Origin of the sequence: Knoellia locipacati, assembly GCF_044791685.1 — a bacterium.
Classification (GTDB): Bacteria; Actinomycetota; Actinomycetes; order Actinomycetales; family Dermatophilaceae; genus Knoellia; species Knoellia locipacati_A.
Window position 1 is genome coordinate 2769747 of record NZ_CP087730.1, and the last position, 25641, is coordinate 2795387.

At 72.8% G+C, this 25641-nt stretch carries 24 protein-coding genes; 13 read left to right on the forward strand and 11 right to left on the reverse strand.

Going from position 1 to position 25641, the window contains the following annotated elements; translation table 11 throughout:
* Positions 1-104: 104 nt before the first annotated feature.
* A complete protein-coding gene (locus LL946_RS12965) occupies positions 105-1799 on the reverse strand; it encodes a DEAD/DEAH box helicase (RefSeq protein WP_404381268.1) in 1695 nt (564 codons plus the stop codon).
* A 208-nt stretch (positions 1800-2007) separates the two neighbouring features.
* On the opposite strand from LL946_RS12965, the gene LL946_RS12970 reads away from it, so the two are divergent.
* Positions 2008-2685, forward strand: a complete 678-nt coding sequence (locus tag LL946_RS12970; protein WP_404381270.1) for a ferritin-like fold-containing protein — start codon at positions 2008-2010, stop codon at positions 2683-2685.
* An 82-nt stretch (positions 2686-2767) separates the two neighbouring features.
* On the opposite strand, the gene LL946_RS12975 is transcribed toward LL946_RS12970, so the two are convergent.
* From LL946_RS12975 to LL946_RS12985, 3 genes are all read right to left on the reverse strand, one after another.
* Positions 2768-3037 carry a GlsB/YeaQ/YmgE family stress response membrane protein gene (locus LL946_RS12975; RefSeq protein ID WP_404381272.1) on the reverse strand — a complete coding sequence of 90 codons (270 nt, stop codon included), beginning with the start codon at positions 3035-3037 and terminating at the stop codon, positions 2768-2770.
* Positions 3038-3209: 172 nt separating this feature from the next.
* Positions 3210-3452, reverse strand: coding sequence for a DUF3107 domain-containing protein (locus LL946_RS12980; protein ID WP_404381274.1), 243 nt, complete (start codon positions 3450-3452; stop codon positions 3210-3212).
* Positions 3453-3515: 63 nt separating this feature from the next.
* Positions 3516-4127, reverse strand: coding sequence for a TetR/AcrR family transcriptional regulator (locus tag LL946_RS12985; RefSeq protein ID WP_404381276.1), 612 nt, complete (start codon positions 4125-4127; stop codon positions 3516-3518).
* 114 nt (positions 4128-4241) lie between these two features.
* Here LL946_RS12985 and LL946_RS12990 point away from each other — a divergent pair, with 114 nt between their 5' ends.
* Genes LL946_RS12990 through LL946_RS13000 form a run of 3 tightly spaced genes read left to right on the forward strand, consistent with a single transcriptional unit; the run spans position 4242 to position 12113 of the window.
* On the forward strand, positions 4242-5474 hold the full coding sequence (locus LL946_RS12990; RefSeq protein ID WP_404381278.1) for a ThiF family adenylyltransferase: 1233 nt from the start codon (positions 4242-4244) through the stop codon (positions 5472-5474).
* A 49-nt stretch (positions 5475-5523) separates the two neighbouring features.
* Positions 5524-8670 (forward strand): ATP-dependent helicase, encoded by a 3147-nt coding sequence (locus tag LL946_RS12995; protein WP_404381280.1) that lies wholly within the window; start codon positions 5524-5526, stop codon positions 8668-8670.
* Positions 8667-12113, forward strand: a complete 3447-nt coding sequence (locus LL946_RS13000; protein ID WP_404381282.1) for an ATP-dependent helicase — start codon at positions 8667-8669, stop codon at positions 12111-12113. Before LL946_RS12995 ends, LL946_RS13000 begins: the two co-directional genes overlap by 4 nt.
* Here the strand turns inward: LL946_RS13000 and LL946_RS13005 are convergent.
* On the reverse strand, positions 12079-13617 hold the full coding sequence (locus tag LL946_RS13005) for a phosphotransferase (protein ID WP_404381284.1): 1539 nt from the start codon (positions 13615-13617) through the stop codon (positions 12079-12081). The genes LL946_RS13000 and LL946_RS13005 overlap by 35 nt on opposite strands.
* 41 nt (positions 13618-13658) lie before the next feature.
* Between LL946_RS13005 and nudC the strand changes: the two genes are divergently transcribed.
* The gene (gene nudC, locus LL946_RS13010; protein WP_404381286.1) at positions 13659-14612 is read left to right on the forward strand and encodes an NAD(+) diphosphatase; all 954 of its coding nucleotides are present in this window, start codon (positions 13659-13661) and stop codon (positions 14610-14612) included.
* A 27-nt stretch (positions 14613-14639) separates the two neighbouring features.
* Here nudC and LL946_RS13015 read toward each other — a convergent pair whose 3' ends face one another.
* A complete protein-coding gene (locus tag LL946_RS13015) occupies positions 14640-14900 on the reverse strand; it encodes a mycoredoxin (RefSeq protein ID WP_404381288.1) in 261 nt (86 codons plus the stop codon).
* A 57-nt stretch (positions 14901-14957) separates the two neighbouring features.
* On the opposite strand from LL946_RS13015, the gene LL946_RS13020 reads away from it, so the two are divergent.
* From LL946_RS13020 to LL946_RS13050, 7 genes are all read left to right on the forward strand, one after another.
* Positions 14958-17132 (forward strand): ATP-dependent DNA helicase UvrD2, encoded by a 2175-nt coding sequence (locus LL946_RS13020; RefSeq protein WP_404381290.1) that lies wholly within the window; start codon positions 14958-14960, stop codon positions 17130-17132.
* Positions 17133-17273: 141 nt separating this feature from the next.
* Positions 17274-17498, forward strand: a complete 225-nt coding sequence (locus LL946_RS13025) for a hypothetical protein (protein WP_404381292.1) — start codon at positions 17274-17276, stop codon at positions 17496-17498.
* 143 nt (positions 17499-17641) lie between these two features.
* Complete coding sequence (locus tag LL946_RS13030; RefSeq protein WP_404381294.1) at positions 17642-17929, forward strand: WhiB family transcriptional regulator; 288 nt, start codon at positions 17642-17644, stop codon at positions 17927-17929.
* 520 nt (positions 17930-18449) lie between these two features.
* Complete coding sequence (locus tag LL946_RS13035; protein WP_404381296.1) at positions 18450-18947, forward strand: cysteine dioxygenase; 498 nt, start codon at positions 18450-18452, stop codon at positions 18945-18947.
* Complete coding sequence (locus LL946_RS13040; protein ID WP_404381298.1) at positions 18944-19357, forward strand: rhodanese-like domain-containing protein; 414 nt, start codon at positions 18944-18946, stop codon at positions 19355-19357. The genes LL946_RS13035 and LL946_RS13040 overlap by 4 nt, the downstream gene beginning before the upstream one ends.
* A 32-nt stretch (positions 19358-19389) precedes the next feature.
* Positions 19390-19971 (forward strand): HhH-GPD-type base excision DNA repair protein, encoded by a 582-nt coding sequence (locus LL946_RS13045; protein WP_404381300.1) that lies wholly within the window; start codon positions 19390-19392, stop codon positions 19969-19971.
* 41 nt (positions 19972-20012) lie between these two features.
* Positions 20013-20435, forward strand: coding sequence for an NUDIX domain-containing protein (locus LL946_RS13050; RefSeq protein ID WP_404381302.1), 423 nt, complete (start codon positions 20013-20015; stop codon positions 20433-20435).
* Between the two features lie 41 nt (positions 20436-20476).
* On the opposite strand, the gene LL946_RS13055 is transcribed toward LL946_RS13050, so the two are convergent.
* The 3 genes from LL946_RS13055 to LL946_RS13065 form a co-directional block, all read right to left on the reverse strand.
* Entirely contained in the window at positions 20477-21811 is a 1335-nt protein-coding gene (locus LL946_RS13055; protein ID WP_404381304.1) for an ABC1 kinase family protein, read from the reverse strand.
* Positions 21808-22419 carry a hypothetical protein gene (locus LL946_RS13060; RefSeq protein ID WP_404381306.1) on the reverse strand — a complete coding sequence of 204 codons (612 nt, stop codon included), beginning with the start codon at positions 22417-22419 and terminating at the stop codon, positions 21808-21810. The genes LL946_RS13055 and LL946_RS13060 overlap by 4 nt, the downstream gene beginning before the upstream one ends.
* Positions 22420-22554: 135 nt before the next feature.
* The gene (locus LL946_RS13065) at positions 22555-22716 is read right to left on the reverse strand and encodes a DUF5679 domain-containing protein (protein ID WP_009775774.1); all 162 of its coding nucleotides are present in this window, start codon (positions 22714-22716) and stop codon (positions 22555-22557) included.
* Positions 22717-23006: 290 nt separating this feature from the next.
* Between LL946_RS13065 and LL946_RS13070 the strand changes: the two genes are divergently transcribed.
* A complete protein-coding gene (locus LL946_RS13070) occupies positions 23007-23549 on the forward strand; it encodes a M48 family metallopeptidase (protein WP_404381308.1) in 543 nt (180 codons plus the stop codon).
* Between the two features lie 7 nt (positions 23550-23556).
* Here the strand turns inward: LL946_RS13070 and LL946_RS13075 are convergent, their stop codons facing one another.
* Positions 23557-24171, reverse strand: a complete 615-nt coding sequence (locus LL946_RS13075; protein ID WP_404381310.1) for an NUDIX hydrolase — start codon at positions 24169-24171, stop codon at positions 23557-23559.
* Positions 24168-25607 carry a zinc-dependent metalloprotease gene (locus LL946_RS13080; RefSeq protein ID WP_404381312.1) on the reverse strand — a complete coding sequence of 480 codons (1440 nt, stop codon included), beginning with the start codon at positions 25605-25607 and terminating at the stop codon, positions 24168-24170. The genes LL946_RS13075 and LL946_RS13080 overlap by 4 nt, the downstream gene beginning before the upstream one ends.
* Between the last annotated feature and the right edge of the window lie 34 nt (positions 25608-25641).

A 25641-nucleotide genomic window follows, 5' to 3' on the forward strand; every position in this document is an offset into this window, starting at 1 on the left:
GCGGGAAGAGGCCCGGGCCACGAGAACAGCTCTCGTGGCCCGGGCCTCTTGCGTCGTCCACGACCGGTCGTATGCCGGCCGCGCACGTCAGTCGGTGGCCTGCCTCAGTCGGTCGCGCCGGCGGGCTTGCCGCCGCGGGTGCGGCGACGGCTGCGGTTGCGACGGGGGGCCTCGCCCGCCTCGCCCTCCCCGCGCTCGCCGCCGGTGCTGCGGGCCTCGGTGCTCCGGTTCTCGGTGCTGCGGGCCTCGGTGCTCCGGGTCTCGGTGCTGCGGCCCTCGCCGCCACGTCCGCGGTCGCCGTCGCGCCCGCGGTCGCCGTCACGCCCGCCGCGGCCACGGCCGCCATCGCGGGAGCCGCCGTCACGCGAGCCACCGCCGTGCGAGCCGCCACGACCACCGGACGGGCGACGACCGCCGGACTTGCCGGTCTCGCCGAGGTCCTCGAGCGTCTCGGCGTCGAGGCCGGCTCGGGTCTGCGCCGACTTGGGCAGGCGTCCCTTGGCCTCGCGCGGGATGTCCATCTGCTCGTAGAAGTGGTCCGACGACGAGTAGGTCTCCTCGGGCTCGGGGATCCCGAGGTCGAGGGCCTTGTTGATCATCGTCCAGCGGTGCAGGTCGTCCCAGTCGACGAAGGTCACCGCGATGCCGGTCTGGCCCGCGCGGCCGGTGCGACCGATGCGGTGGATGTAGGTCTTCTCGTCCTCGGGGCACTGGTAGTTGATGACGTGGGTGACGTTCTCGACGTCGATGCCGCGGGCGGCGACGTCCGTGGCGACGAGGACGTCGACCTTCCCGGATCGGAACGCCCGCAACGCCTGTTCACGCGCGCCCTGACCGAGGTCGCCGTGGATGGACGCGGCGGCGAAGCCACGCTCGACGAGGTCGTCGGCCACCTTGGCGGCGGTGCGCTTGGTACGGCTGAAGACGATCGTCAGGCCGCGGCCGTTGGCCTGGAGCATGCGGGCGAGCATCTCGACCTTGTCCATGGCGTGGGCCCGGAAGACGTGCTGCGTGACGGCCTTGACGGTCTGCGAGGTGTCGCCCTCGCCCTCCTGCATCGCGCGGATGTGGGTCGGCTGGGTCATGTAGCGCCGGGCCAGCGCGACGACGGCACCCGGCATGGTCGCCGAGAAGAGCATCGTCTGGCGGGCGGGGGACGTCATCGCGAGGAGCTTCTCGACGTCGGGCAGGAAGCCGAGGTCGAGCATCTCGTCGGCCTCGTCGAGGACGACGGTCTTGCAGCGCGAGAGGTCGAGGTGGCCCTGCTTGGCGAGGTCGATGAGGCGACCCGGCGTGCCGACGACGACCTCGACGCCCTTCTGGAGGGCCTCGATCTGCGGCTCGTAGGCGCGCCCGCCGTAGACGGTGAGGACGCGGATGCCGCGGGTCTTGCCCGCGCGCTCGAGGTCGGCGGCGACCTGCACAGCGAGCTCGCGTGTCGGGGCGACGGCCAGGGCCTGCGGCTTGCCTTGGTGGGGGAAGCCCTCCCAGGCGTCGTCGCCACGGGCGATGGCCTTGTTGAGCAGCGGGATGCCGAAGCCGAGGGTCTTGCCCGTGCCGGTCTTGGCCTGGCCGATGATGTCGTGGCCCGAGAGCGCGACCGGGAGGGTCATGGCCTGGATCGGGAACGGCGTCGTGATGCCGTGGGCGGCAAGGGCCGAGACGATGTCGGGGTGGACCGGGAAGTCGGCGAAGGTCTGCTCGACGGCGGTGGCCTGCTTGGTCGCCTCGATGGCGGCCTCGTCGGGGATGGCCTCTGCGGAGGCAGGGTCGGCAGGGATGGCCTGGCTGTCAGTCATGAGGACTCTCTGATCGGCGGCGTCACGCGCGTGAGGCTCGTCGCCGCTGTGGCGGGCCGATCGGAGGTCTTCGGGTGGGCTCCTAGTGAACGGGCCCTGACAGACAGTGTCGTCGTGCTCATCGTGCCGACCGGGCACCGTGGACCCGACCAGCCTACCGTGCGTATGCCGTCCGTCCCGCCACGCGTGGCTCGCTAGGCTGCCCGGCATGGAGACGAACGCGCCCGAGGGACTGGACGACCCGGCATACCGCGCTGCGGTCGTGGACCTGCTCGGGGTCCTCGCCTACGGCGAGCTCACGGCCTGCATCCGGATGGCGACCGACTCCGACCTCGCTCCCTCACTGCGGATCAAGGCGCAGATGGCCGGTTTCGCGGCGACCGAGTACCGCCAGTACGAGCTGCTCGTCGACCGTCTGACCGAGATCGGCGTCGACGCGGAGACGGCGATGCAGCCCTTCGTGGTGCCGTTCTCGGCCTTCCACGACCGCACGAAGCCCAAGAGCTGGGTCGAGGGGCTCGTCAAGGCCTACGTCGGCGACGGTATCGCCAAGGACTTCTACCGTGAGATGGGCTCGTTCGTCGACGAGCGGACCCGCGACGTCATGGACCACGCGCTCGACGACGCCGGGACGGGGGAGTTCGTCGTCGGGGTCGTGCGCGACACCCTCAAGACCGAGCCGACCGCCAAGGGGCGGCTCAGCCTGTGGGGCCGCCGCCTGCTCGGCGAGGCGCTGAGCCAGGGGCAGTCGGTCGCCGTCGAGCGCGACGCCCTCACGGGCCTGCTCGTCGGGGGCGGCGCCGACCTCACCGAGATCGGGCAGATGTTCACTCGCCTCACCGACCGGCACAGCGAGCGGATGGCGCGCCTCGGCCTCACGGCCTGACCCCCCTGACGCAGGGCGAAGGCCCCGCTCCTCGGCTGAGGTGCGGGGCCTTCGTCGTGTGCCGCGGGTGTGCGCCGGAGCGTCAGACCTGCTTCCTGCCGGTCGCCATGCCGTAACCCACGATGAGGAGGGCAGCGACGACCACACCGGCGAGGAACGGGATGAACTGGAACCCGCCGTTCTCGTTGCTGTAGCCCAGCTGGTAGACGAGCCAGGACGCGATGAGCGAGCCGAGGATTCCGAGGATCACGGTCACCACGGTCGAGATGCTCTGACGTCCCGGGAGGACGAGGCGAGCCAACGCTCCGATGATGGCACCGACGATGATGGCGCCAATGATGGTTCCGATCACGGGAACCGCTCCTTTCTGGCCCTGTCGGGCACGAGGTTGGTCATCCGAATGATGACCTTTGACGTCTCGACCATATGCCACAAAAGGTCGTGAGAACGCACAGCGCGCAGCGTCATTTTCGGGCTGGCCGACGCCATATCACGGCAGGTCAGAGCGGGTTTCGCCGCCTCTGTCAGTCGTTGTGGTCGGGACGGATCTGGCCGAAGCCGACCCGGCTCTTCTCGGACTCGCCGACCTGCACCCAGCCCAGGGCACGGCCCGGGACGAGGATCTGGCGACCCTTGGAGTCGGTGAGGCGGAGCACGCCGCCGTCGACGAGCGCGGCGTCGATGGCCTGCGCGACCTCGTCGGCGGACGCGTCGGTCTCGAGTGCGATCTCGCGTGCCACGTTCTGCACGCCGATGTTGACCTCCACGGTCTGGTCACCTTTCGTTCGTGGGGGTCACGCGGCAAGGGCCGCGGACCTGTTCACGAGAGGCTAACCGTGCGCGGCCTCCGAACGTTCCCCACCCGTCCGCGGCAGCGACCCGATGCCGCGCCAGGCCAGGGCGCTGACCAGCGCGCTCGCGGCGTCGCGCTCGAGGTCGGACTCCGCCGCGAGCCAGTGGCGCGCGGTGATCTGGGCCATGCCGGCGAGCCCGACGCCGAGAAGCATCGCCTGGTCGTCCGGGATGCCGGAGTCCTCGGCGATGACGTCGGCGATCGCCTCGGCGCACGACAGCTCGACACCGTCGAGGCGGGCCCGGACCTGCGGGACGCTGGTGAGGTCGGACTCGAAGACCATCCGGAAGGCCGCCCCCTCGCGGGAGACGAAGTCGTAGTAGGCGCTGATGGTGGCCGCGACCCGGTCCTTGTTGTCCTCGGTCGGCCGCGCCAGGGCCTCCCGGACGAGGCGCTCGAGGGTGTCGCAGTGCTGGTCGAGGAGGGCGAGGTAGAGCTCGAGCTTGCCCGGGAAGTGCTGGTAGAGGACCGGCTTGGAGACCCCGGCATGCTCGGCGATGTCGTCCATCGCCGCCGCGTGGTAGCCACGCTCGACGAAGACCGCCTGAGCCGCGTCGAGCAGCTGGGCGCGGCGCTCTGATCTGGGCATTCGCTGGCCGCGGGGAGTGCTCGGGTCCATGACATTCCTGTCTGCGGTGTCGTTCTCCTGTGGTCCGCGTCATAGTACGGAACGCAGCGGCTCCCGAGTGCTCATCGACGTATCGTGACCTTCGTGGACGCCCTTGGCGGGCCAAGTGCCCGTATGCCGCTCGCTCCCGTCGGCGAGGAGCTCTCACCTGCCGACCGGACGCGGTTCGCGCGCCACGTCATCCTCCCCGGGGTGGGGGAGCAGGGCCAGCGCCGGCTGCGGTCCGCCCGGGTCCTCGTGGTGGGGGCGGGTGGGCTCGGGTCACCCGTGCTCCTCTACCTCGCCGCGGCCGGGGTCGGCCACCTCACGGTCGTGGACGACGACGTCGTCGACAGCACCAACCTCCAGCGCCAGGTGGTTCACGGCGTCGCCGACGTCGGTCGCCCCAAGGTCGAGTCGGCCGTCGAGGCACTCCGGTTGCTGGCACCCCACGTCGAGGTGCGGCCGTTCTCGCAACGACTCGTGGCCGACAACGTCCTCGACCTCGTCGCCGAGGCCGACGTCGTCGTGGACGGGGCCGACAACTTCCCCACGCGCTACCTCGTCGGTGACGCGTGCGCGCGGCTCGCGGTGCCGCACGTGTGGGGCTCGGTCTACCAGCACGACGCTCAGGTGAGTGTGTGGTGGGCGGGCGTCGGGCCGTGCTACCGCTGCGTCTTCCCGACGCCGCCCCCGCCGGGAGCCGTGCCGTCGTGCTCCACCGGTGGCGTCCTCGGGGCGAGCGTCGGTGCCGTCGGCTCGGTCATGGCCGAGGAGGTCGTCAAGCTGCTCGTCGGCGGTGGCGAGCCGCTCGTCGGTCGGCTCCTGCTCCACGACGCCTGGCGACAGGAGTGGAGCACCCTTCCCGTGGCGGCGGACCCGGACTGCGTGGTGTGCGGCGCCGACGCCGACCCGAGCCGCCCCCTGGGTCTCGGCAACGACGAGTCCGCCGGTGACGTGGGCGGTGGCTCGCGGCCGCGCGGCGGCGCTCCGCCGTCGATCACGGCCGAGGAGCTCTCCGCCCGGCTGCAGGCACGCGAGTCGGGTACCGACTCCTTCGTCCTCGTCGACGTCCGCGAGCCGGCGGAGCGCGACGTCGTCGTCATCCCCGGCGCCGTCGCGGTGCCCCTCGCCGAGGTGAGGGCCCGCGGTGGCGAGGCTCTCGCGGACGTCGCGGACGGCGTACCGGTGCTCGTCCACTGCAAGACCGGCGCACGCTCCGCGGAGGCCGTGGAGCGGTTGCGGGCGGACGGGTTCGACGCGGTCGATGTCACCGGTGGGGTCCTCGCCTGGGTGCGCGACGTCGACCCCAGCCAACCGACCTACTGAGAGCGGTCGAGGGCGGGGCTGGGATGTCGGTCGGGCGTGATGTGATCTCGTGGTGCTGACCCTGCGACGTGCCACGAGGACCCAGACCACCGTCCCGGTCCTCGATCCGGTGCAGCAGTCGGTCGCCGACTGGCGGGGGACCGGCGTGCTGCGCGTGCTCGGCGCCCCCGGCACCGGCAAGTCGACCGTGGCGGTCGAGCTCGTGGCAGCCCACGTGGCCGACGGGCTGAGGCCCGAGCAGTGCCTCGTGCTCGCCGCCTCGAGGCGGGGGGCGGCGCGGCTGCGTGACCGGGTGACCGCACGGGTCGGGGGCACCTCCACCGAGCCGCTCGCCCGGACCTTCCCGTCGTTCGGGTTCGGGGTGCTGCGCGCTGCCGCTGCGCTCGCGGGCGACCCCGCTCCCCGCCTGCTCAGCGGCCCGGAGCAGGACGTGGTCCTGCGCGAGCTCCTCGCGGGGCACGCCTCGGGGGAGACCCCGGGGCCCTCCTGGCCCGAACGGGTCCGCCTGGCTCTTCCCACGCGGGCGTTCCGCGCCGAGCTGCGTGACCTGCTCATGCGCACGGTGGAGCTGGGCCTCGACGCCGACGACCTCGAGCGGTTGGGCCGCGAGCACGGCCGCGACGAGTGGGTCGCCGGGGCCGGTCTGCTGCGCGAGTACGACGAGGTGACGGCGCTGCTGACCCCCGGTGCGTTCGACCCCGCCCTCATCCTCGGAGCGGCGGCCGGAGCGCTGCTCGGCGACGACGGTCTCGCCGATGCCGTGACCTCCTCCCTGCGGCTCGTCGTCGTCGACGACGCGCAGGAGATGACACCGGCGGCACTGCGGCTCCTCGAGGTCCTGCGCGAGGTGGCACCGGCGGCCGGCATCGTCCTGCTCGGCGACCCCGACAGTGCGACCCAGACCTTCCGGGGTGGTGACCCTGCGCTCCTCGCCCGCGAGTGGGCGGTGCTCGGCGACGGCCCGACGGTCGTCCTGCCCAGCAGCCACAGGCTCCCCGACCGGCTGCTCGAGGTGGCCGGCGCCGTCGCCGGCCACATCGGGGTCCTCGCAGATGCCTCGCACCGACGGGTCGACCCCGCGGGTGCCGGGGGAGTGGCCGAGGTCCACCTCCTCCGCTCCGCGAGCCAGGAGGCCGGCTTCGTGGCCTCGCGGTTGCGGGCAGCCCACCTCCTCGACGGGGTGTCGTGGGCGGACATGGCGGTCGTCGTGCGCGGGCAGGCGCGCAGCGCCGCGCTGAGGCGGGCGCTGCAGTCGGCTGGTGTCCCGGTGAGCGCGGCCGAGGCCGAGCTCCCGGTCCGGGACGAGCCTGCGGTCCGTCCGCTCCTGGCCCTCCTGCGCGTCGTCATCGACCTCGGGCTGCGCCGCACCGACGAGGCGCCGGTCGACGTGGCCCTCGACGTCCTCGTCTCGCCGCTGGGGGCCGCCGACCCGGTCGAGCTGCGCCGGCTGCGGCGGGCACTGCGGCGCGACGAGCTCGACGCCGGTGGGTCGCGCACGAGCGACGAGCTGCTCGCCGAGGTGCTGCTGCGTCCCGCCGTCCACGACCGGCTCGGGGTCGAGGGACGTGCCATCCAGCGAGTGGGCCGGATGATCCTCGCGGGCGTCGAGGCGTGCGCCGCGCCGGACGGGACCTGGGCATCCGGCACGAGCGCCGAGTCCATCCTCTGGGCCATGTGGGACGCGTCGCGCCTCGCCGGCTCCTGGCGTGAGTCCGCGCTGGCCGGTGGAGCCGCCGGCGCGCGCGCCGACCGAGACCTGGACGCCGTCCTCGCGGTCCTGCGTGCGGCGGCGACCTTCGGCGAGCGGCTGCCCGGCTCGTCGCCAGAGGCCTTCCTCGAGCACGTCCTGGGCCAGGACGTCCCGGGTGACACGCTCGCGGCCCGCGCTCCCGCCGGTGACACCGTCTCGCTCCTCACGCCACAGGCGGCGGCCGGTCGCGAGTGGCCCTTCGTCGTCGTCGCCGGCGTCCAGGAGGGGAGCTGGCCGGACCTCCGGCTGCGCGGCTCGCTGCTGGGCTCGCAGGACCTCGTCGACGTCGTGGGTGGTCGAGCCGGTGGTCACCGCGCGGCGCTCGCGGCGGTGCGCCACGACGAGACCCGCCTGTTCCACGTGGCGGTGTCCCGCGCGACGCGTCACCTGCTCGTCACGGCCGTCCGCAGCGAGGACGAGCAGCCCTCGCCCTACCTCGACGTCGTCTCACCTCTCCCCGAGGACACCGAGCGTCGCGACCTCAGCGACTGGTCGCGCCCGATGACCCTGCCGTCGCTGGTCGGGGCCCTGCGTCGCGACGTCGTCTCCGCCGACCCTCGTCGTCGGGGTGGGGCGATCACCGGGCTCGCCCGGCTCGCGCGCGCAGAGGTCCCGGGCGCCGACCCCGGCTCGTGGTGGGTTCTGCACGGTCTGTCGGATGACCGACCCCGCCGAGGACCGGACGACCCCGTGAGGGTGGGCCCCTCCGCCATCGACGGGTTCGCGTCCTGCCAGCTCAAGTGGGCACTCACCAAGGTCGGTGGGGACGGTCCGATGATCGGTCAACGCGACATCGGCACCCTCGTCCACGAGATCGCTGCGGAGGGCGACGCCGACGCCGCCACGATGCGTGCTGCCCTGGACGAGCGGTGGGGTCGGCTCGGGCTGCCGGCCGGCTGGTCCACGGACCTCAAGCACCGAGAGGCCGGCCGGATGCTGGACCGGCTCGCCCGCTTCTTCGACGAGACCACCGCCTCGGGGTGGCGTCGTCTCGCCGCCGAGGAGGCCATGCGGGTGGAGCTGGGCCGGGTCGTCCTCGGTGGGACGGTCGACCGGCTCGACGTGTCACCGGGCGGGGCCGTGCGCGTCATCGACTACAAGACGGGGTCGAGCAAACCGTCGAAGGTCGACCTCGTGCGCCACGGGCAGCTGGGTGCCTACCAGCTCGCCGTCGAGAGGGGGGCGTTCGGGCACCTCGGCGTCGCTCCGGAGTCCGCCGGTGCTGCGCTCCTGCAGCTGGGCAAGGCCGCCACGACCAAGACCACCCTCCAGGACCAGCAGCCCCTGTCCGACGACGATGACCCGCAGTGGGCCGAGGACCTGGTGCTCGCGACCGGTGAGGGCATGGCGGGGGCGTCGTTCGTGGCCACACCGAGCGACGACGTCTGCCGCACCTGCCCGGTCCGCAGCTCGTGCCCGGCGCAGCCCGAGGGCAGGGCCCTGTGAGCGCCGACGTCGCGACTCAGGTGCGCTGGTCGGCGGCCGCCGTGGCCGAGGCGATCGGGCTGCCGCACCTGCCGACCGCCGAGCAGACCAAGGTCATCGAGGCCCCGCTCGAGCCGCTGCTCGTCATCGCCGGCGCGGGCTCGGGCAAGACCGAGACGATGGCGGCTCGCGTCGTGTGGCTCGCGGCCAACGGTCTCGTGCGCCCGGACGAGGTCCTCGGCCTCACCTTCACCCGCAAGGCGGCGACCGAGCTCGCCGACCGGATCGGCAGCCGACTCGCCCAGCTGCGCCGGGTCGGTCTCTGGACCCCTGCCGAGCAGGACGGCGCGCTCTCGCTCGGCGAGGCGGTGAGCGTCTCGACCTACCACTCGTATGCCGGACGGCTCGTCCGCGAGCACGGCCTGCGGTTGGGCTTCGAGACCGACACCAGGCTCCTCTCCGAGGCCGCAGCGTGGCAGACCGCGCACGAGGCGGTCGTCCGCTATGACGGGCCGATGGACGAGGTCGAGAAGGCCGAGTCCACGGTGACCGCAGCGGTGGTCGACCTCGCCGGTGAGATGGCCGAGCACCTGCAGACCCCCGACTCCGTTGCGGCACACCTCGATCGCGTCATCGAGCACCTCGACACCTTCGAGCGCGGGGAGACCAGGAGGAGGAACAACCCGGCCAAGGACGAGATCGCCAACCTCCGCCTTCGGCGAGCAGTCCTGCCGATCGTCGAGAAGTACGCCCAGCTCAAGCGGAGCCGCGACGCCATGGACTTCGCCGACCAGATGGCGCTCGCCGCGCGACTCGCGATGACGTTCGACGACATCGGGGCGATCGAGCGCGCGCGCCACCGGGTCGTCCTGCTCGACGAGTTCCAGGACACCTCCGAGGCGCAGCTCGCCCTTCTCAAGGCGCTCTATGTCGCACCGGGGGAGACGTCCGCGGTGACGGCCGTGGGTGACCCGCACCAGTCCATCTACGGCTGGCGTGGCGCGAGTGCGACGACGCTGACGAGGTTCGCCGAGGAGTTCGCCGACCCCGAGCCGGCCGAGAAGCTCGACCTGTCGACGAGCTGGCGCAACGACTCGGTCATCCTCGACGTGGCCAACCACCTCGCCCATCCGCTGCGGTCCACCTCAAGGGTGCCGGTCGAGCCCCTGGCCGCGCGGCCCGGCGCTGGCCACGGCTCGGTGGAGGTCGCCCGACTGCTCACCGCGGCCGACGAGGCCGACCACATCGCCCGGTGGCTCGCGGGCCATCGCGCGAGGGGCCCGGTGAGCGCTGCCGTCCTGTGCCGCAAGCGTGCCGAGTTCGCCACCGTGACGGCGGCGCTCGAGGAGCACGACATCCCGCACGAGGTCGTCGGGCTCGGAGGGCTGCTCCTGACGCCCGAGGTCGAGGACGTCGTCGCCCTATTGCACGTCGTGCAGGACCCCTCCCGAGGGGACCACCTCCTGCGCCTGCTGTCCGGGCCGATGATGCGTCTGGGCATCGCCGACCTCGATGCCCTCGCGGCGTGGTCACGCGTCCAGCAGCGCCAGCGTGGCGGCACGCAGGCGCGGCACGCGCGGGACCTGGCTCCCGATGCGGCCGACACCCCCAGCATCGTCGAGGCCCTCGACTCGCTCCCGCCGCAAGGGTGGGTCGGCGACGAGGGCGAGCACCTCTCGGACGTGGCGCGCGGTCGACTGGTCGGGCTGGCTGCGACCGTCCAGCGGATGCGCGGCCTGACCTTCCTCCCCCTCGCCGACCTCGTCCTCGAGGCCGAGAAGGCCCTGGGTCTCGACATCGAGGTGCTGAGCCGTCCCGAGTACACGCCGGCCGCAGCGCGTGCCCACCTCGACGCGTTCGGCGACGTCGCTGCGCAGTTCTCGATGAGCGCCGACCGCCCGACGCTCGGCGGGTTCCTCGACTGGGTCAGGGCGGCGATCGACGAGGAGCGCGGACTCGACCGCGGCTACGCCGAGGCCACACCGGACGCCGTGCAGGTCATGACGGTGCACGCCGCCAAGGGCCTCGAGTGGGACGTCGTGGCGGTGCCTGCCCTCGTCGAGAGCACCTTCCCGGCCCACAACCTCCACAGCCCGAGCTTCAAGGACGGCGAGTGGCGCATCCCGGAGCCCAAGGACAAGGGATGGCTCGCCGGGCTCAAGGACGGTGGTCTGCCCTACGAGCTGCGCGGTGACCGCGACGGGCTGCCCGAGCTCGGGTGGCACAGCGCCGCCGGGTGGGACGACCTCGCCGGGCGGATCGAGAACTTCTTCGTGGCAGGCGGCACGCACGGCGTCGCCGAGGAGCGTCGCCTCGCCTACGTCGCGGCGACACGCGCTCGGCACGCCCTGCTGCTCACCGCCAGCGTGTGGAGCCGCCCCCGGACACCGCGCGTGACCTCACGCTTCCTCGACGAGGTGCTCGCGCTCGTTCCCGCCGAGGGCGACCAGCCCACGGGTGTCCGTCTGGGTCCTTGGGAGCCCCTCCCGGTGCCACCGGAGGACGGCCCTCCACTGGTCAAGCCCGGCACCGAGGACGGGGTGGAGTTCTCCTGGCCGGTGGACCACCTGGCGCACCGGCGGGTTCGGGCCCAGGCGGCTGCTCGCGCCGTCGCGGATCGGGCCGGTTCCACCTCGCCTGGAACTGTTGGGTCCGATCCCGGCTCCGGTGACGGCGCGGGTGCCACTCCGGGTCCTGCCCTCGACGGGGGCGACGCTGGTGCCCTCGCCGGGGGCGACGCTGGTGCCCTCGGTGCCGGCGCTGGCGAATTGGACGGCGGTGACGCTGGCGACCCCTGGGCCCACGAGCTCCGGGTCCTGCTGGCCGAGCGGGAGGCGCGTGCCTCCCGCCACTCCGAGGTCGTCGAGCTGCCCTCGCACCTGTCGACGTCGTCGCTCGTGGCGTTCGCCGCCGACCCCGAACGTTTTGCCGCAGAGCTGCGTCGGCCCATGCCGAGCGCCCCTGCGGGAGCGGCGCGACGTGGCACGGCGTTCCACGCGTGGGTCGAGGAGCACTACGCCCGCGCGGCGATCGTCGACATCTTCGAGCTGCCGGGAAGCGCCGACGAGGACCCGTTGTCCGACGACGAGCTGCCGGACATGCGCGAGCGCTTCCTCGCGAGCCCCTGGGCCGACCGGGAGCCGGCGGAGATCGAGACCTCCCTCGAGACGGTCATCGACGGGGTGGCCATCCGCGGCCGCGTGGACGCGGTGTTCCGCGACGTCGAGGGCGCCGACTGGGTCATCGTGGACTGGAAGACGGGGAGCCGTCCCACCGGCGAGGTGGCGCGGGTGCGCGCGCTGCAGCTCGCGGCATACCGGATCGCCTGGGCGCGCCTGCGCGGGGTCGACGCCGAACGGGTGCGCGGAGCCTTCTACTACGCGGGCACGGGCGAGACGGTGTGGCCCGAGCTCGCCGACGAGGCCGAGCTCAGCGCACTGCTGGCGGAGGTTCCTGGGCACTGACGACGGTGACCGGGTCGTCGGTGTCGGCGTCGGCGTCGGTGCTGCTCTGGGTCCCGGACTCGTCCGAGGGTGACGGCGACCGGAGTGAGCGTGGCTCCCAGGCCACCTCGTCGTCGTCCTCCTCGTGCCACCGTGCCACCACCCGCGGTGCGTGGTCATCGGCCTCCGCTGCCGGTGCCTCGCCCTCCGAGGGGGTGTCAGGCGTGTCGGGGTGGGGGTCGGCGGAACCGGTCGACGGCGCCTCCTCGGGAGCCTCCCCGGGCGCGGGGTCCCCAGCGACATCGACCTCACGCACATCGTCGGCCGGAGCGTCCCCGTCGGCAGGAGCGTCCTCGTCGTCACCGGTGAGCTGCTCGTCCTCGGTGTCGTGCTGCCCCGCGGAGCGGTGCGCGTCAAGGTCGACCACGTCGGTGTCGGTCGATCGACGCTCGTGGTGCCCGTCGGTGGGGGCCGTGGGCGAGAACGTGACGTCGTCCTCGCCCTCGTCGTCCTCCTCGGCCACCACCGGCGGCGGCGTGGCGCGCGCCCGCAGGGCCACCGGCGTCAGGGAGCCGCGCCGGTAGTCGTCCGAGGGATCCTCGGCGTGGACCTCGTCGTCGAGCCGGCGCAGCCTGCTCGAGAAGCCCTCGACGGCGGCCTGGTCACCGCGGGCGTCGGCGCGCATGAGGTCGGCCAGGATGCCGAGCTCGGCCGCGAGCCGGGCACGGACGATGAGGTTGGGGTCGGGACGCTCGACGCGGGCGTGCGCGTAGGCCTCGAGGACGGTCTCGACGGTTGCGGGGTCGGCCTCGTCGACGAGCGAGGCGAAGTCGTCGGCCGGGTCGGCGACCTTGGCGTCCTCCCACCCCGTGAGTCCGCGGATCCGCCCGGTCGAGGCGTCGGCGTCGTCCTCGAACACGGCGAGCACCTGGTCGCCGGTGAGGTCGCCGTGGATGCAGGTCGGGGCGAAGCGCCACAGTGCGACGTCCTCGAGGGCGTGCTCCCACCGGGCGAGCAGTGCGGTGGGCACGCGGCCCGACTCGGCCGCCCGGTCGAGCTCGGTGAGGCGGCGGCGGCGGTAGGAGTCGGTGTCGTAGGTCGGCATGCCGGCCTCGTCGAACAGCCGTACGTCGGTGTTGTGCAGTGCGGCGATCGCGCGACCGAGCTCAGCGGCCGGGCCCGGTCCAGCCGGCATCTCGTCGAACGCGAGGTTGTGGCCCGGCAGGAACGGGTAGATCATCGCCCGACCGCCGCCCTTGAGCTCGACGAAGCCCCTCGGTGACGGGATGGTGAAGGGGAGCCGTCGCGCCAACATCTGCAGGAGCGTGACGGTGAGGTCCATCCGGGCGCCCGCGGCCTCGCTGCGCGGCGCCCGCACGACCCAGCGGCGGTGCTCGCTGTCCTGCACGAACGCGACGTCGTAGTCCTGCGCGGGGACGCTCGGCAGGGCCTCGACGCTCACCGGGTCCAGGCCCGGGACGCCGGCGCTGGCGAGGGCTGCAAGGAAGGTCGGTGTGCGTTCCACCTGTTCACCGTATGCCGTGAGCGCACCCTAGGGTGGTCAACGTGGCCCGAGCAGCAGCGAGTCTTCCGTCCCTGGCGCTTTCCAGAGGAGGTCTCGACCGGCACAGCGAGCTCCGTGCCGAGCCCGGCCTCCTCGACGACCTCCTCGACGACCCGACCACGCGGGTGCTCGAGCTCGTCGACGGTCGCGCCGTGGTCGACGAGGGCTCCGACGATCTCGTGACCCTGGCCTACCGCGCACCCGAGCCCGAGGACCGTGACCGGTTCGTCGCCTACCTGGGCCACGACGCACCGGTGGGCGGGACGGCATACGTGCTCTCGGTCGCCGACAGGGACGACGGGACCGACGCGAGTGGCGAGGACCCCGGGCGGCAGGGCCTGCGCAGCATCGGTGCCCTGCTCAGCGACCTCGACGCGGGTGTCCTCACCACGGCCACGGGTCTGGCCAACTGGCACTCGCGCCACGGCTTCTGCCCCCTGTGCGGCACGCCCACCGCGCCGGCGCAGTCGGGATGGATCCGGGTCTGCCCGGCGGACCAGAGCGAGCACTACCCCCGGACGGACCCGGCCGTGATCATGTCCGTCATCGACGACCAGGACCGGCTGCTCCTCGCCCGCGGGGCCGGGTTCGCGCCCTCGGGGATGTCGGTGCTCGCGGGGTTCGTCGAGCCCGGCGAGAGCCTGTCGGCCGCGGTCGCACGCGAGGTCCACGAGGAGGTCGGCCTCCGCGTCACGGATGTCACCTACCTCGGCGACCAGCCGTGGCCGTTCCCCTCGTCGCTGATGATCGGCTTCACCGCCCGGGCGGTGTCGACGGACCTCACACTTCAGGAGAGCGAGATCGAGGAGGCGCGCTGGTTCACCCGTGAGGAGCTCGGGCGTGCCGTGGTCGACGGGTCGGTGCGCATCTCGCGCCGCATCTCGATCGCGCGGCGGCTCATCGAGCACTGGTACGGCGAGGAGATCGACGCCCCGGAGGTCACGCTCCGAGGTTGAGCCGTGCGTGCGCGCCCAGGCGCGCGCTCAGGCGCTCAGACGCTGGCGCACCTCGGCGATGGACGGGTTCGTCGCCGCAGAGCCGTCCGGGAAGACGACGGTCGGGACGGTCTGGTTGCCCCCGTTGACCTGCATGACGTAGACGGCGGCGTCCTCGTCCCGCTCGATGTCGACGACGTCGTAGGCGATTCCCTCGCGGTCCATCTGCGACGAGAGGCGGCGGCAGTAGCCGCACCACGTCGTCGAGTACATCGTGACGGATCCGGCAGCGGGGGTCGGGGTGCTCATGGCGCTCCTGTGGAAGGCGAGGTCGGACGGTGTTTCCCGACACCTAGGATCGCATCGATGTCCCCACTGCCTGCACACCCGTCCGCCGACGCCGTCCTCGACGGCCTCGACCCCGAGCAGCGCGAGGTCGCGGCCAACCCCTCCGGCCCGATGGTCGTGCTCGCCGGCGCCGGCACGGGCAAGACCCGGGCGATCACCCACCGCATCGCGTATGCCGTCCTCTCGGGTGCGCAGCAGCCGCAGCGCACGCTCGCGGTCACCTTCACCGCGAGGGCCGCGGGGGAGATGCGGACGAGGCTGCGCGACCTCGGGGTCGGCGGGGTGCAGGCGCGCACCTTCCACGCCGCGGCGCTGCGCCAGCTCCACTACTTCTGGCCGCAGGCGATCGGGGGCGCCGCACCGGAGGTCATGCCCCACAAGGCCGGCGCCGTCGCCGAGGCCGCCGGCCGGCTCCGGATGCGCTTCGACCGCACCGGCATCCGCGACCTTGCGGCCGAGGTCGAGTGGGCCAAGGTCGGCATGCTCACGTCCGAGACCTACGCCGCAGCGGCCCGTGCGGCCGACCGTGAGGCGCCGGGCCTCGACCTCACCGCGATGGCGCGTGTCCTCGCCGCCTACGAGGAGGTCAAGGCCGAGCGGGGAGTCATCGACTTCGAGGACGTCCTGCTCGTCCTCGTCGGCATCCTCGAGGAGAACGACACCGTCGCCCGGGCGGTGCGCGAGCAGTACCGCAGCTTCGTCGTCGACGAGTACCAGGACGTCAACGCCCTGCAGCAGCGGCTGCTCGACCTGTGGCTGGCCGACCGCAAGGACATCTGCGTCGTCGGGGACCCGGCGCAGACGATCTACTCGTTCACGGGCGCCTCACCCACGCACCTCCTCGGTTTCCGCACCCGCCATCCGCAGGCGCGCCAGGTCGAGCTCGTCCGCAACTACCGCTCGACGCCCGAGATCGTCGGCCTCGCCAACCTCGTGCTGCGCTCTCCGAGTGGCGGTCGCCGCAGCGGCTCGGTCGTCCTCGAGGCCCAGCGCGCCTCCGGACCGTCCCCGACGCTCGTCAACCACGACGACGACCCTGCCGAGGCGGCCGCGGTCGCGGCGCAGATCGCCGGCCTCGTGGAGGCCGGCACCGCTCCTGCCGACATCGCCGTGCTCTTCCGCACGAACGGGCAGTCCGAGGTCGTGGAGTCGGCGCTCGCCGACCGGGGGATCCCCTACCTCGTCCGTGGTGGCGAGCGGTTCTTCCAGCGCAAGGAGGTCCGCGACGCCGTCGTCCTCATGCGCGGCGCCGCGCGCTCCGACGACGGCTCCGTCCCCCTGCCCGAGCTCGTGCGCGACGTGCTGCTCGGGGCCGGGTGGTCCCGCGAGGCACCGACGGTCGGTGGCGCCTCCCGCGAGCGCTGGGAGTCGCTGGCCGCGCTGGCCGCCCTCGCCGACGACCTCTTCGCGGCCGATGGCGAGGCGCGCATGCCGGCGTTCGTGCGCGAGCTGGACGAGCGCATGGCCGCCCAGCACGCGCCCTCGGTGCAGGGAGTGACGCTCGCATCGCTGCACGCCGCCAAGGGTCTGGAGTGGGGGACGGTCTTCCTCATCGGCTGCTCCGACGGCTACCTCCCGATCACCATGGCCGACACCCCGGAGGCGATCGAGGAGGAGCGGCGGCTGCTCTACGTCGGCGTCACCCGCGCCCGCGACCGGCTGGTGATCTCGTGGTCCGGAGCCCGGACCCCGGGTGCGCGCGCGACGCGGCGCCCCTCACGCTTCCTCGACGGGACGGCGAGCATCCTCGGCGAGGGCGCCCGCTCCCAGCCCAAGCGCTCGTCGCGTGTCGGCGGCTCCGGTGGCAAGACGCCCAAGGTCCCTCGCCGGACCACCTGCCGCACCTGCGGCAAGGACCTCGGCACCGCGGGGGAGCGCACGGTCGGCCGCTGTTCGACGTGCCCGGCCACCTACGACGAGGCCGTGTTCGAGAGCCTGCGCGAGTGGCGCCTGGCGACCGCGCGGGCGGCGAGCGTGCCGGCATACGTCGTCTTCACCGATGCGACGCTCACGGCCATCGCGGAGCAGGCGCCGGCGGACCTCGCGGCACTGTCGGCGATCAGCGGCGTGGGACAGCGCAAGCTCGACCTCTACGCGACCCAGGTGCTCGCCATCCTCTCCGGAGAGACGCCGTCCTCAACAGGCGATTCGGAGACAATTTTTCCGGACGAATCCGGTTCTGCCGCAACGTAGTTCGGCCTCGGGCCCCTTCTCGCGAGAAATCAACTCATTAATTCCGTTGCACGCCCTCGCGGCGGTCCCCTAGCCTGATTCCACACAGCACGGCAACTGCCGTGCCACGGAGCACCATTTCAGTGAAGGAGGGTTGGCCGCATGGAGACCACGAAGAGCATCGCGACGGACTACACCGTCCCGTTCCGCACGCGTGAGCGCCAGGGCGCACTGCCGACCCTCGCACCCGTCGACGTGACGGCCCAGGGGACAAGTGTGCCCGCTGCCGGCATGGGCGCCCCGTTCGGCGCCGGTGTCCGCGCCGATGGCGCCTTCGATCTCACCACGGGTGATCTTTCCGCCTCCTGTCAGGCGTCGCCGCTGTAGTCCACAGCAGCGATCGGCCTCCAGGCCGCGGAACCCACCCGGGATCCGCGGCCTTTTTCGTTGTCCGTCGATCCGCAGACCACCACACAACCGACGCAACACAACCCCCGCCCCGACCGGGCGGGAGAAGGAGGTGACACCCCGTGCAGCTGACCGACCTCATCGACGCACAGGAGTGCACTGCAGACTTCGGTGACTCCGTGCCCTGTCGCGAGAACGACGCGGAGATCTGGTTCGCCGACACCCCCGCCGGAGTCGAGTTCGCCAAGACCCTCTGCGGCACCTGCCCGATCAGGACCGCCTGCCTCGCGGGTGCCCTCGACCGGCAGGAGCCCTGGGGCGTCTGGGGCGGCGAGCTCTTCGAGCAGGGAGTCGTCATCCCCCGCAAGCGGCCCCGCGGCCGCCCGCGCAAGGAGACCGTCGCCGCATGACCGGCATCCACGACGCGATCAGCTCGACCGATCGCCACCCGACCTCATGACCACCCACCTGGATCCTTGGAGGAACCATGTACCGCAGGCGAATGCAGCAGGTTCGTCGCACCCTGCACGAGCGGAACGTGCACGAAGCACACCGCCGCGCGCAGGCGCACCTCGAGCGAGAGCGCATGCTCGCCGAGGTCCGCATGATCGTGCGATGACCGACCAGGATCGGCGCCGCTCCCACGCCGGGGGCGGCGTCGTTCCATGTCCGGGGGCGCCGTGGTCCGGGTGCGCGACGCCGGTATGCCGGCCGCTGACCAGGTCCTGAGACGGGCACCGAGCGCGGTGGACCGGTCGGGGCCACCGTGGTTCGCTCTTCCCATGCCGTCGACCGCAGCCGCCCGGATCCTCCCGGTCATGCCCGCTGCCGTCATCTGCTGTCGCTGTTGCCGCTGACCCCGAGTCGCCCGCACGCACAGCCCCGGTCGCCCTCTGCGCGACCCCATCGACGACACCTTCGGAGAGAACCATGACCCTCGTACGGCCTGTATCGACCATCCCCGGCGTCAACACCTTCACGCCCGTCCAGCTGCTGCGGGTGGCGCGGCTGTTCGCCGCCGACCCCGAGCTGCCCGACCTCCTTCCGACCCGCGTGGAGGACCCGGGCGGCCGCCGCTGGCACCAGCTCGCCGAGACCCACCACCTCCAGCTCTGGGTCATCGAGTGGCCTCCCGGCGCCGGCACCGGCTTCCACGACCACAGTGGTTCGCGCGGTGCCTTCACCGTCGTCCGCGGCGCACTCACCGAGCGTCAGGTGGTCCACCAGGACCTCCACTCGCGAGTGCTCGGCGAGGGGGAGGGGCGGGCCTTCGGCGCCAACCACCTGCACGACGTCGTCAACGAGGGCGATGCCAGTGCCCTGAGCGTCCACGCGTACTCCCCGCGCCCGGACCAGATGACCCACTACGACCTCGTGGACGGCGCGCTGGTCGCGTCGGGCGTCGAGCAGAGGGGCGTGGGCTGGTGAGCGGCCTCGGCATCGAGGAGCAGCTGGCGCGTGCGCGCTCTCGTCTGGACCGCCTCACGGCGCGTGAGGCCTGGCGGGAGGTCCGCTCCGGCGTGGCGTGGCTCGTCGACATCCGGCCGGTCGCCCAACGAGACGAGGAGGGCGAGGTCGCGCCCGGCCTCGCGCCGCTCGCCGTCGAGCGCAACGTGCTCGAGTGGCGCTTCGACCCGCGTCAGGAGGCCGCCCTGACCGGTGTCGACTTCGACACGCGCGTCATCGTCCTCTGCCAGGAGGGCTACACCTCGAGCCTGGCTGCCGACGCACTGCGCTCGCTCGGGCTGTCGCGGGCGACGGACGTCGTCGGCGGCTTCGCTGCCTGGCGCGGTCAGGGCCTGCCGGTCGCGCGGTCGTCGGCGCTGCTCCGGGCCTGACCCGGCCATGGCGTGGTCCTAGTCTTGGCCTCATGCCCACGCTGACGATCGCCCAGGACCCGGCCGCCGACAAGGTGCTCAGTGAGGACCCGTTCGCGCTGCTCACCGGCATGCTGCTCGACCAGCAGTTCCCGATGGAGCGCGCGTTCGCCGGGCCGGCCAAGGTGCTCGAGCGCTTCGGCACCCTCGACGTGTCCGAGATCGCCGCGGCGGAGCCGGAGGCGTTCGCCGACCTCTGCGCGACTCCTCCGGCGGTGCACCGCTACGGCCGGTCGATGGCCGCACGCATCCAGGCGGTCGCGACCGTGGTCCGTGACGAGTACGCCGGCGACGCGAGCCGGATCTGGTCGGACGCCGCGACGGGCGCCGAGCTGCTCGCGCGCGTCAAGAAGCTCCCGGGCTTCGGCGAGCAGAAGGCCAAGATCTTCGTCGCCCTCCTCGCCAAGCAGCTCGGGGTGCGTCCCGACGGCTGGGAGCAGGCGGCCGGCGCCTACTCCGAGACCGGGAGCTTCCGCTCGGTCGCCGACGTCGTCGACGCCGAGTCGCTCCAGAAGGTGCGCGACTTCAAGAAGTCGGCCAAGGCTGCGGCCAAGGCCACCGCAGTCAAGGGCTGAGTCCCGTCGCCGCCGACCGTCGGGTCATCCGGGTCACGGCGATGGTCGTCCTGCCCGACCTGGGTCGCGGCGTCCATGCCGTCTCGCGCATGGAGCCGACCCTCGAGAACCCCGAGGGCTTCCACCGGCTCATCGGCGGTGGGGTCGAGCACGGCGAGACCGCCCTCGACGCGGTGCTGCGCGAGGTCTGCGAGGAGCTCGGGGCGACCTTGCTCGAGCCGGAGCTGCTCGGGGTCCTGGAGAACATCTTCGAGCTCGACGGTGAGCCCGGACACGAGGTGGTCTTCGTCCACACGGGACGGCTCGACCCGGCGGACACGGTGCCTGCCGAGGGTGGGATGTTCGAGGACGGCGGCCGCCCGATGCCGGTCGAGTGGAGGCCCGTCGACGACGCCATCCTCTCGCTCCCGCTGCACCCGACAGGCGCCGCTGCGCTCGTCCGGCGAGCCGCGCAGCACGACTGAGCGGGACGGCATACGGGCTTGGTTGTCGTATGCCGTGAGCCTCACCTTGGCGGGGGTAGCGCGTCCTCGTCGATCCCGGGCACGTGGGCGATGATGAGGTCGCGGATGGGCACGGTGCCGCCCACCTGGCAGAGCACGCCGATGCAGCCCAGCCACACCCGGTGGATGAGGAGGTACTCGGGCGGGAGGTTGAACCGGAGGCCGACGAGGAACTCCTCGCGGCGCGGGTCCTGGATCGTCGCCGACACCGAGCGGAGCCAGCTGCGGCTGAAGGTGAACGTCTCGTGCTCGAGCGGCTCGACGAACGTCTGCAGGTAGTGCATGAGCGCGGCGTCGGACACGTCGACCTTGGGTCGGATGAAGCCCGCCCGCCTGAGGACCTCGCCCAGGCCCGGCTCATCGCCGGCGAGGGTGCGGGTGATGATCTCGCCCATGGTCGGCGGCATGCCGTCGGGGAGGCGGTTGACCGCACCGAAGTCGAGGACACCCAGGCGACCGTCGGGCGTGATGCGGAAGTTGCCGGGGTGCGGGTCGGCGTGCAGCAGGCGGGCGCGGTTGGGCCCACGCAGGAGGAACTCGAGGTAGAGGCTCGACGCCTCGTCGCGCTCGGCCGGGCTGCCGTTCGAGATGACCTGGGAGAGCGGGCGACCCTCCACCCACTCCGAGACGATCACCTGGTGCGAGTGCGCCAGGACGTCGGGCACGAACACCTCGTCGTCACCGCGGAACGCCCTCGCGAACGCCTTCTGGTGGGTGGCCTCCAGGTCGTAGTCGAGCTCCTCGCTCATCCGCGCCTTGACCTCGTCGAGGATGGGGCCCATCGCGATCCCCGGGATCCACGCGCCGGCGAGGCGGGCGACGCGGGAGAGCTGGTTGATGTCGGAGAGCAGCGCCTCGCCGGCGCCGGGGTACTGGACCTTGACGGCGACGGTGCGCCCGTCGCGCCAGACCGCGCGGTGCACCTGCCCGATGGAGGCGGCCGCGACCGGGCGGTCCTCGAAGGACTGGAACTTCGCCGTGCGCCACCGCGGTCCGAGCTGCTCGGCGAGGATGGCGTGGACGCGCTCGACGGGCATGGGGGGAGCGGCGTCCTGGAGCTTGGTGAGCGTGGCGCGGTAGGGACCGGCGAGCTCCTCGGGCATCGCGGCCTCCATGACCGAGAGCGCCTGCCCGAACTTCATCGCACCGCCCTTGAGCTCGCCGAGCACGGCGAAGAGCTGCTCGGCCGTGCGCGCCTGGAGCTCGGCGGCAATCGCCTCCGCGGGTGCACCGCCGACGCGGCGGCCGAGGCCCACGGCGGCCCGCCCGGCATGGCCCAGCGGCAGGCCCACGAGCTTGGCCGTGCGCGACAGCGATCGTCGGGGGATGTCACTCACCCGGCCATTGTGTCCTGACCTCCTGTGGCCGGTGCCGGCACCACAAAAGGTGGGCACCCCGTGCAGAGCGGGTGGCGCTCCCAGTGCCGATGGGTGACCGTCGGCCCGTCGACCTCGATCTCGGTCGAGACGCCTGCGAGCCGGCTGGCGCCGGCGACCCCGGCGAGGACCACGGTGGCCGTGACGGCGGCCGTGAGCACGCCGAGCCCACCGGCCGGGAGGGCGACGGGGTCGAGGGTGAGCCGGCTGCTCGGCAGGGCTCCGACGGCGTCGAGGTCGTGGGCGGTGAGGGCATGGCACCGCCAGCAGGCGCCGCGGCCGGGTGCCACGAGGGGACCGATCGTGCTGGCCCGCCCGTCGCAGGTCACCGGGAGGTGCAGCACCCCGGCTCGCTGCCAGGGTGCGGTCGCCTCGACCGTCACCGTGTATCCGGCGACGAGGACGACCGCGTCCGGACGCTCACCGTCATCGACCGTGAGCAGCGCCTCGGCGGCGTCGGCGGCGAACGGACCCGCGTGGACGCGGGCGGCACCCCCGAGCCGGAGCTGACGGCTGATCTCGTCGGGGAGGCCGCCTCGGCCGTCCACGACGATGAGCGGCTGTGGCATCGACGCCTCCGAGGTCGTGTGGTGCCGTCAATCTGGCACAACCCGGCCGACCCGGAACGGCGTCATCCACAGGCCCCGGACGCGCTGCGGCCCCCGGGGGAACCGGGGGCCGCGTGAACGAGAGGGCTGGGGCGCTCAGGCCTTGCCGAGGATGCGGTTGAGGTTGGTGCCGCACACGGGGCACTTGCCCTTGGCCATGCGACGGCCGTTGTCGGAGACGACGACGTTGCCCTCTGCCTCGCGCTTCTCCTTGCACTTCACGCAGTAGAACTCGCCCTTGTAGGTCTCGTCAGCCATTGCAACTCCTTGGTCGTGGTGCCGCGGGTAGCGGCGATGACGGTTTCACCCTAGACCGCACGAGCACGAGTTCGTGCTCAGCCACGCTCGCGCCGGGCCTGCGGCGCGGGGGGTTTCGGGGGGTCGCACCGCCCCATTGACCACAGGCATCCCACCAGCCCCAGGAGCCCCAGGCGCCCCGCCACGTCGGTCGGGACCACCCTCTCATTCGTCCCGTATGCCGTCCGGTCCCGGGTGCCCCCACCGCGCGCCAGCGACGTGATGTCGGGCCGCTGGCCTACCGTTGGGGCGTGAGCACCGAGGACGTCGAGGTCCGCCGCAGCACGCGACGCCGTCGCACCGTGAGCGCGCGCCGTGAGGGCGACCGCGTCGTCGTGCTCATCCCGGCCTCAATGTCGCGGGCCGAGGAGCGAGTATGGGTGGCTCGCATGGTGGACCGGCTCAAGGCGGGGGAGCGCAGACGGCGCCCGAGCGACGACGACCTCATGGCCCGCGCCACCGACCTGTCCGAGCGCTACCTCGGCGGCCACGCCCGTCCGCGCAGCATCCGGTGGGTGGGCAACCAGCGGACGCGGTGGGGCAGCTGCACGCCGTCGGACGGTTCGATCCGGCTCTCGGACAGGCTCCAGGGGATGCCCACCTACGTCGTCGACTACGTCATCCTCCACGAGCTGGCGCACCTGCTCGTGGCGGGCCACAACCGTGACTTCTGGACCCTGCTGCGTTCCTACCCTCGGCTCGAGCGCGCGCGCGGCTTCCTCGACGGGGTGGCGCTGGCCAAGGGCCTCGACGTCGCCGACGCCGACGACGACGTCGAGGACGCCACCGCCTGAGCCGGGGTCAGATCCCCAGCGCCCGTCGGGTGGCTTCCACGAGGGCCGAGAGCTCGGTCCGCGAACCCGGCGGGAGGTCGTCGACCGGCCACCACGCGACGTCCAGCGACTCCTCGCTGGCCACGGGTGCGACGTCGCGGTCGACGACGGCGGCGTAGCGCACGTCGAGGTGCGCACGGCATCGGCCGAAGTCGCCGCTCAGGGTGTGGCGGTCGAGCTGGATGACGACCGGAGCCGGTGACACCGAGTCGAGGCCGGACTCCTCGCGCCCCTCCCGCGTCGCCGCAGCATGCAGGGAGGCGTCGGTGGTCTCGAGGTGCCCTCCGAACTGGAACCACTCGCGGGCACGACGGTGATGGGTGAGCATCACGTGGCCGCCGTCGGGTGAGATGACCAGGCAGCTGGCAGTGAGGTGTTCGGGTGGACCCGCCTTGGCGACGCCGTCCGGATGGCGCTCGAGGTGGGCGAGGTAGGCCGTCCGCAACCGGTCCTGGTCGGCGTCCGGCGCCGCCCACGTGGAGAGCACCTGGAGCGCGTCGGCGTGCAGGTGGGCGACGCCGCGGGCGACGTCGAGGCCCTGCTCGGGAGAGGAACACCGGGCCGTCGGGGCGGGCCCGTTCACGAGGTGCGGGGACCCTCGTCCGCGGGCCCGGTCGTGCCCTCGCCCGAGTCGCCGCGCAGGAACGCATCGAGCTCGGCGTCGAAGTCGTCGCCGCCGGTGGGGGTGCGCTGCCGCTCGACGTAGCCCAGCGGGTCGTCGAGGTCGGCGGCCTGGGGCGCCACGTCCGGGTGCGCCCACGCGGCATCGCGGGCGTCAGCGCCGCCGGAGGCCTCGAGGGCGGCGAAGAGGTTGGCTGCGTCGCGCAGCCGGCGGGGGCGCAGCTCGAGGCCGACGAGTGCGGCGAAGGTCTTCTCGGCGGGACCTCCGCTCGCGCGACGACGCCGGACGGCCTCGCCGAGGGCCTCGGCCTGGGGGAGGTGTGGCGCGACGGCGGCCGCCGTGACGACGTCGACCCAGCCCTCGACGAGGGCGAGCAGGGTCTCGAGGCGTGAGAGCGCCGCCTTCTGCGCCGGGGACTGCTGCGGTGCGAAGAGCCGTCCCGCGAGGGCCTGCTGCATCGCCTCGGCGTCGGTCGGGTCGATCGAGCGCAGGCCCTCCTCGATGGCGTCGGTGTCGATCGTCGTGTCGCGCGCGTAGTCACGGACGGCGGCGAGGACCTGGGACGCGAGCCAGGGGACCGCGTGGAAGAGGCGGGTGCGGGCACTCTCGCGGACGGCCAGGTGGAGCCGCGCCTGGGGCTCGTCGATCTCGAGACCGGCGGCGAAGGCGGCGACCGCCTGGGGCATGAGGACGACGTCGGGGGCGGGCACGAGGGGGATCGAGACCTCGCTTCCGGTGAGGACCTCGCCGGCGAGCGCCCCGACGGCCTGGCCCAGCTGGACCGAGAACATCGACCCCTGCATCCGGCGGAGCATGGGGGCCATCTGCCCCATCATCGCGGCCGGGTTGGTCCCGGGCGGGACCATGCCCTCGGGCAGGCCGGACTCGCCCATCTCCCCGAGCTGCTTCGTCATCGCGGCCCCCATCGCGTCCCCCACGCCGACGGCAATGGGGTCGACGAGCTCACGCCAGACCGGCATCGTCGCCTCGACCCACTCGGCCCTGCTCCACGCCCGGCCGACGAGGCCGGAGTGGTCGAGGTCGGTGACGGCGTCGAGCCAGAGGTTGGCGACGTCGACGGCCTGTCGGGCGTCCGCGGACGCGGCAGCCGCGATGGACGGGTCGCCCTCTGCCGCAACGGTCTTGCGGGCGATGTCGGTGGCGACGGTGACGTCGACCGACCCGCTGTCGTCAGCTCCCGCGAACATGGCCTGCACCTGGCCGGCCACCATCTGCAGCATCTGAGGGTCGACGTCGGCCAGGCCCATGCCCTTCATCATCTCGACCATCTGCGGGTCGAGCTCGGCACCACCGGTGAGGCCACGCAGGACCTGCTCCAGCTCCGGCGGGAGGCCCGGCTCCTCGGGCTCGTCGGGGCGGTCGTGCGACTCGGTCACTGGCGGGCTCCTGGGGTGGCGGTGAGAAGATGTG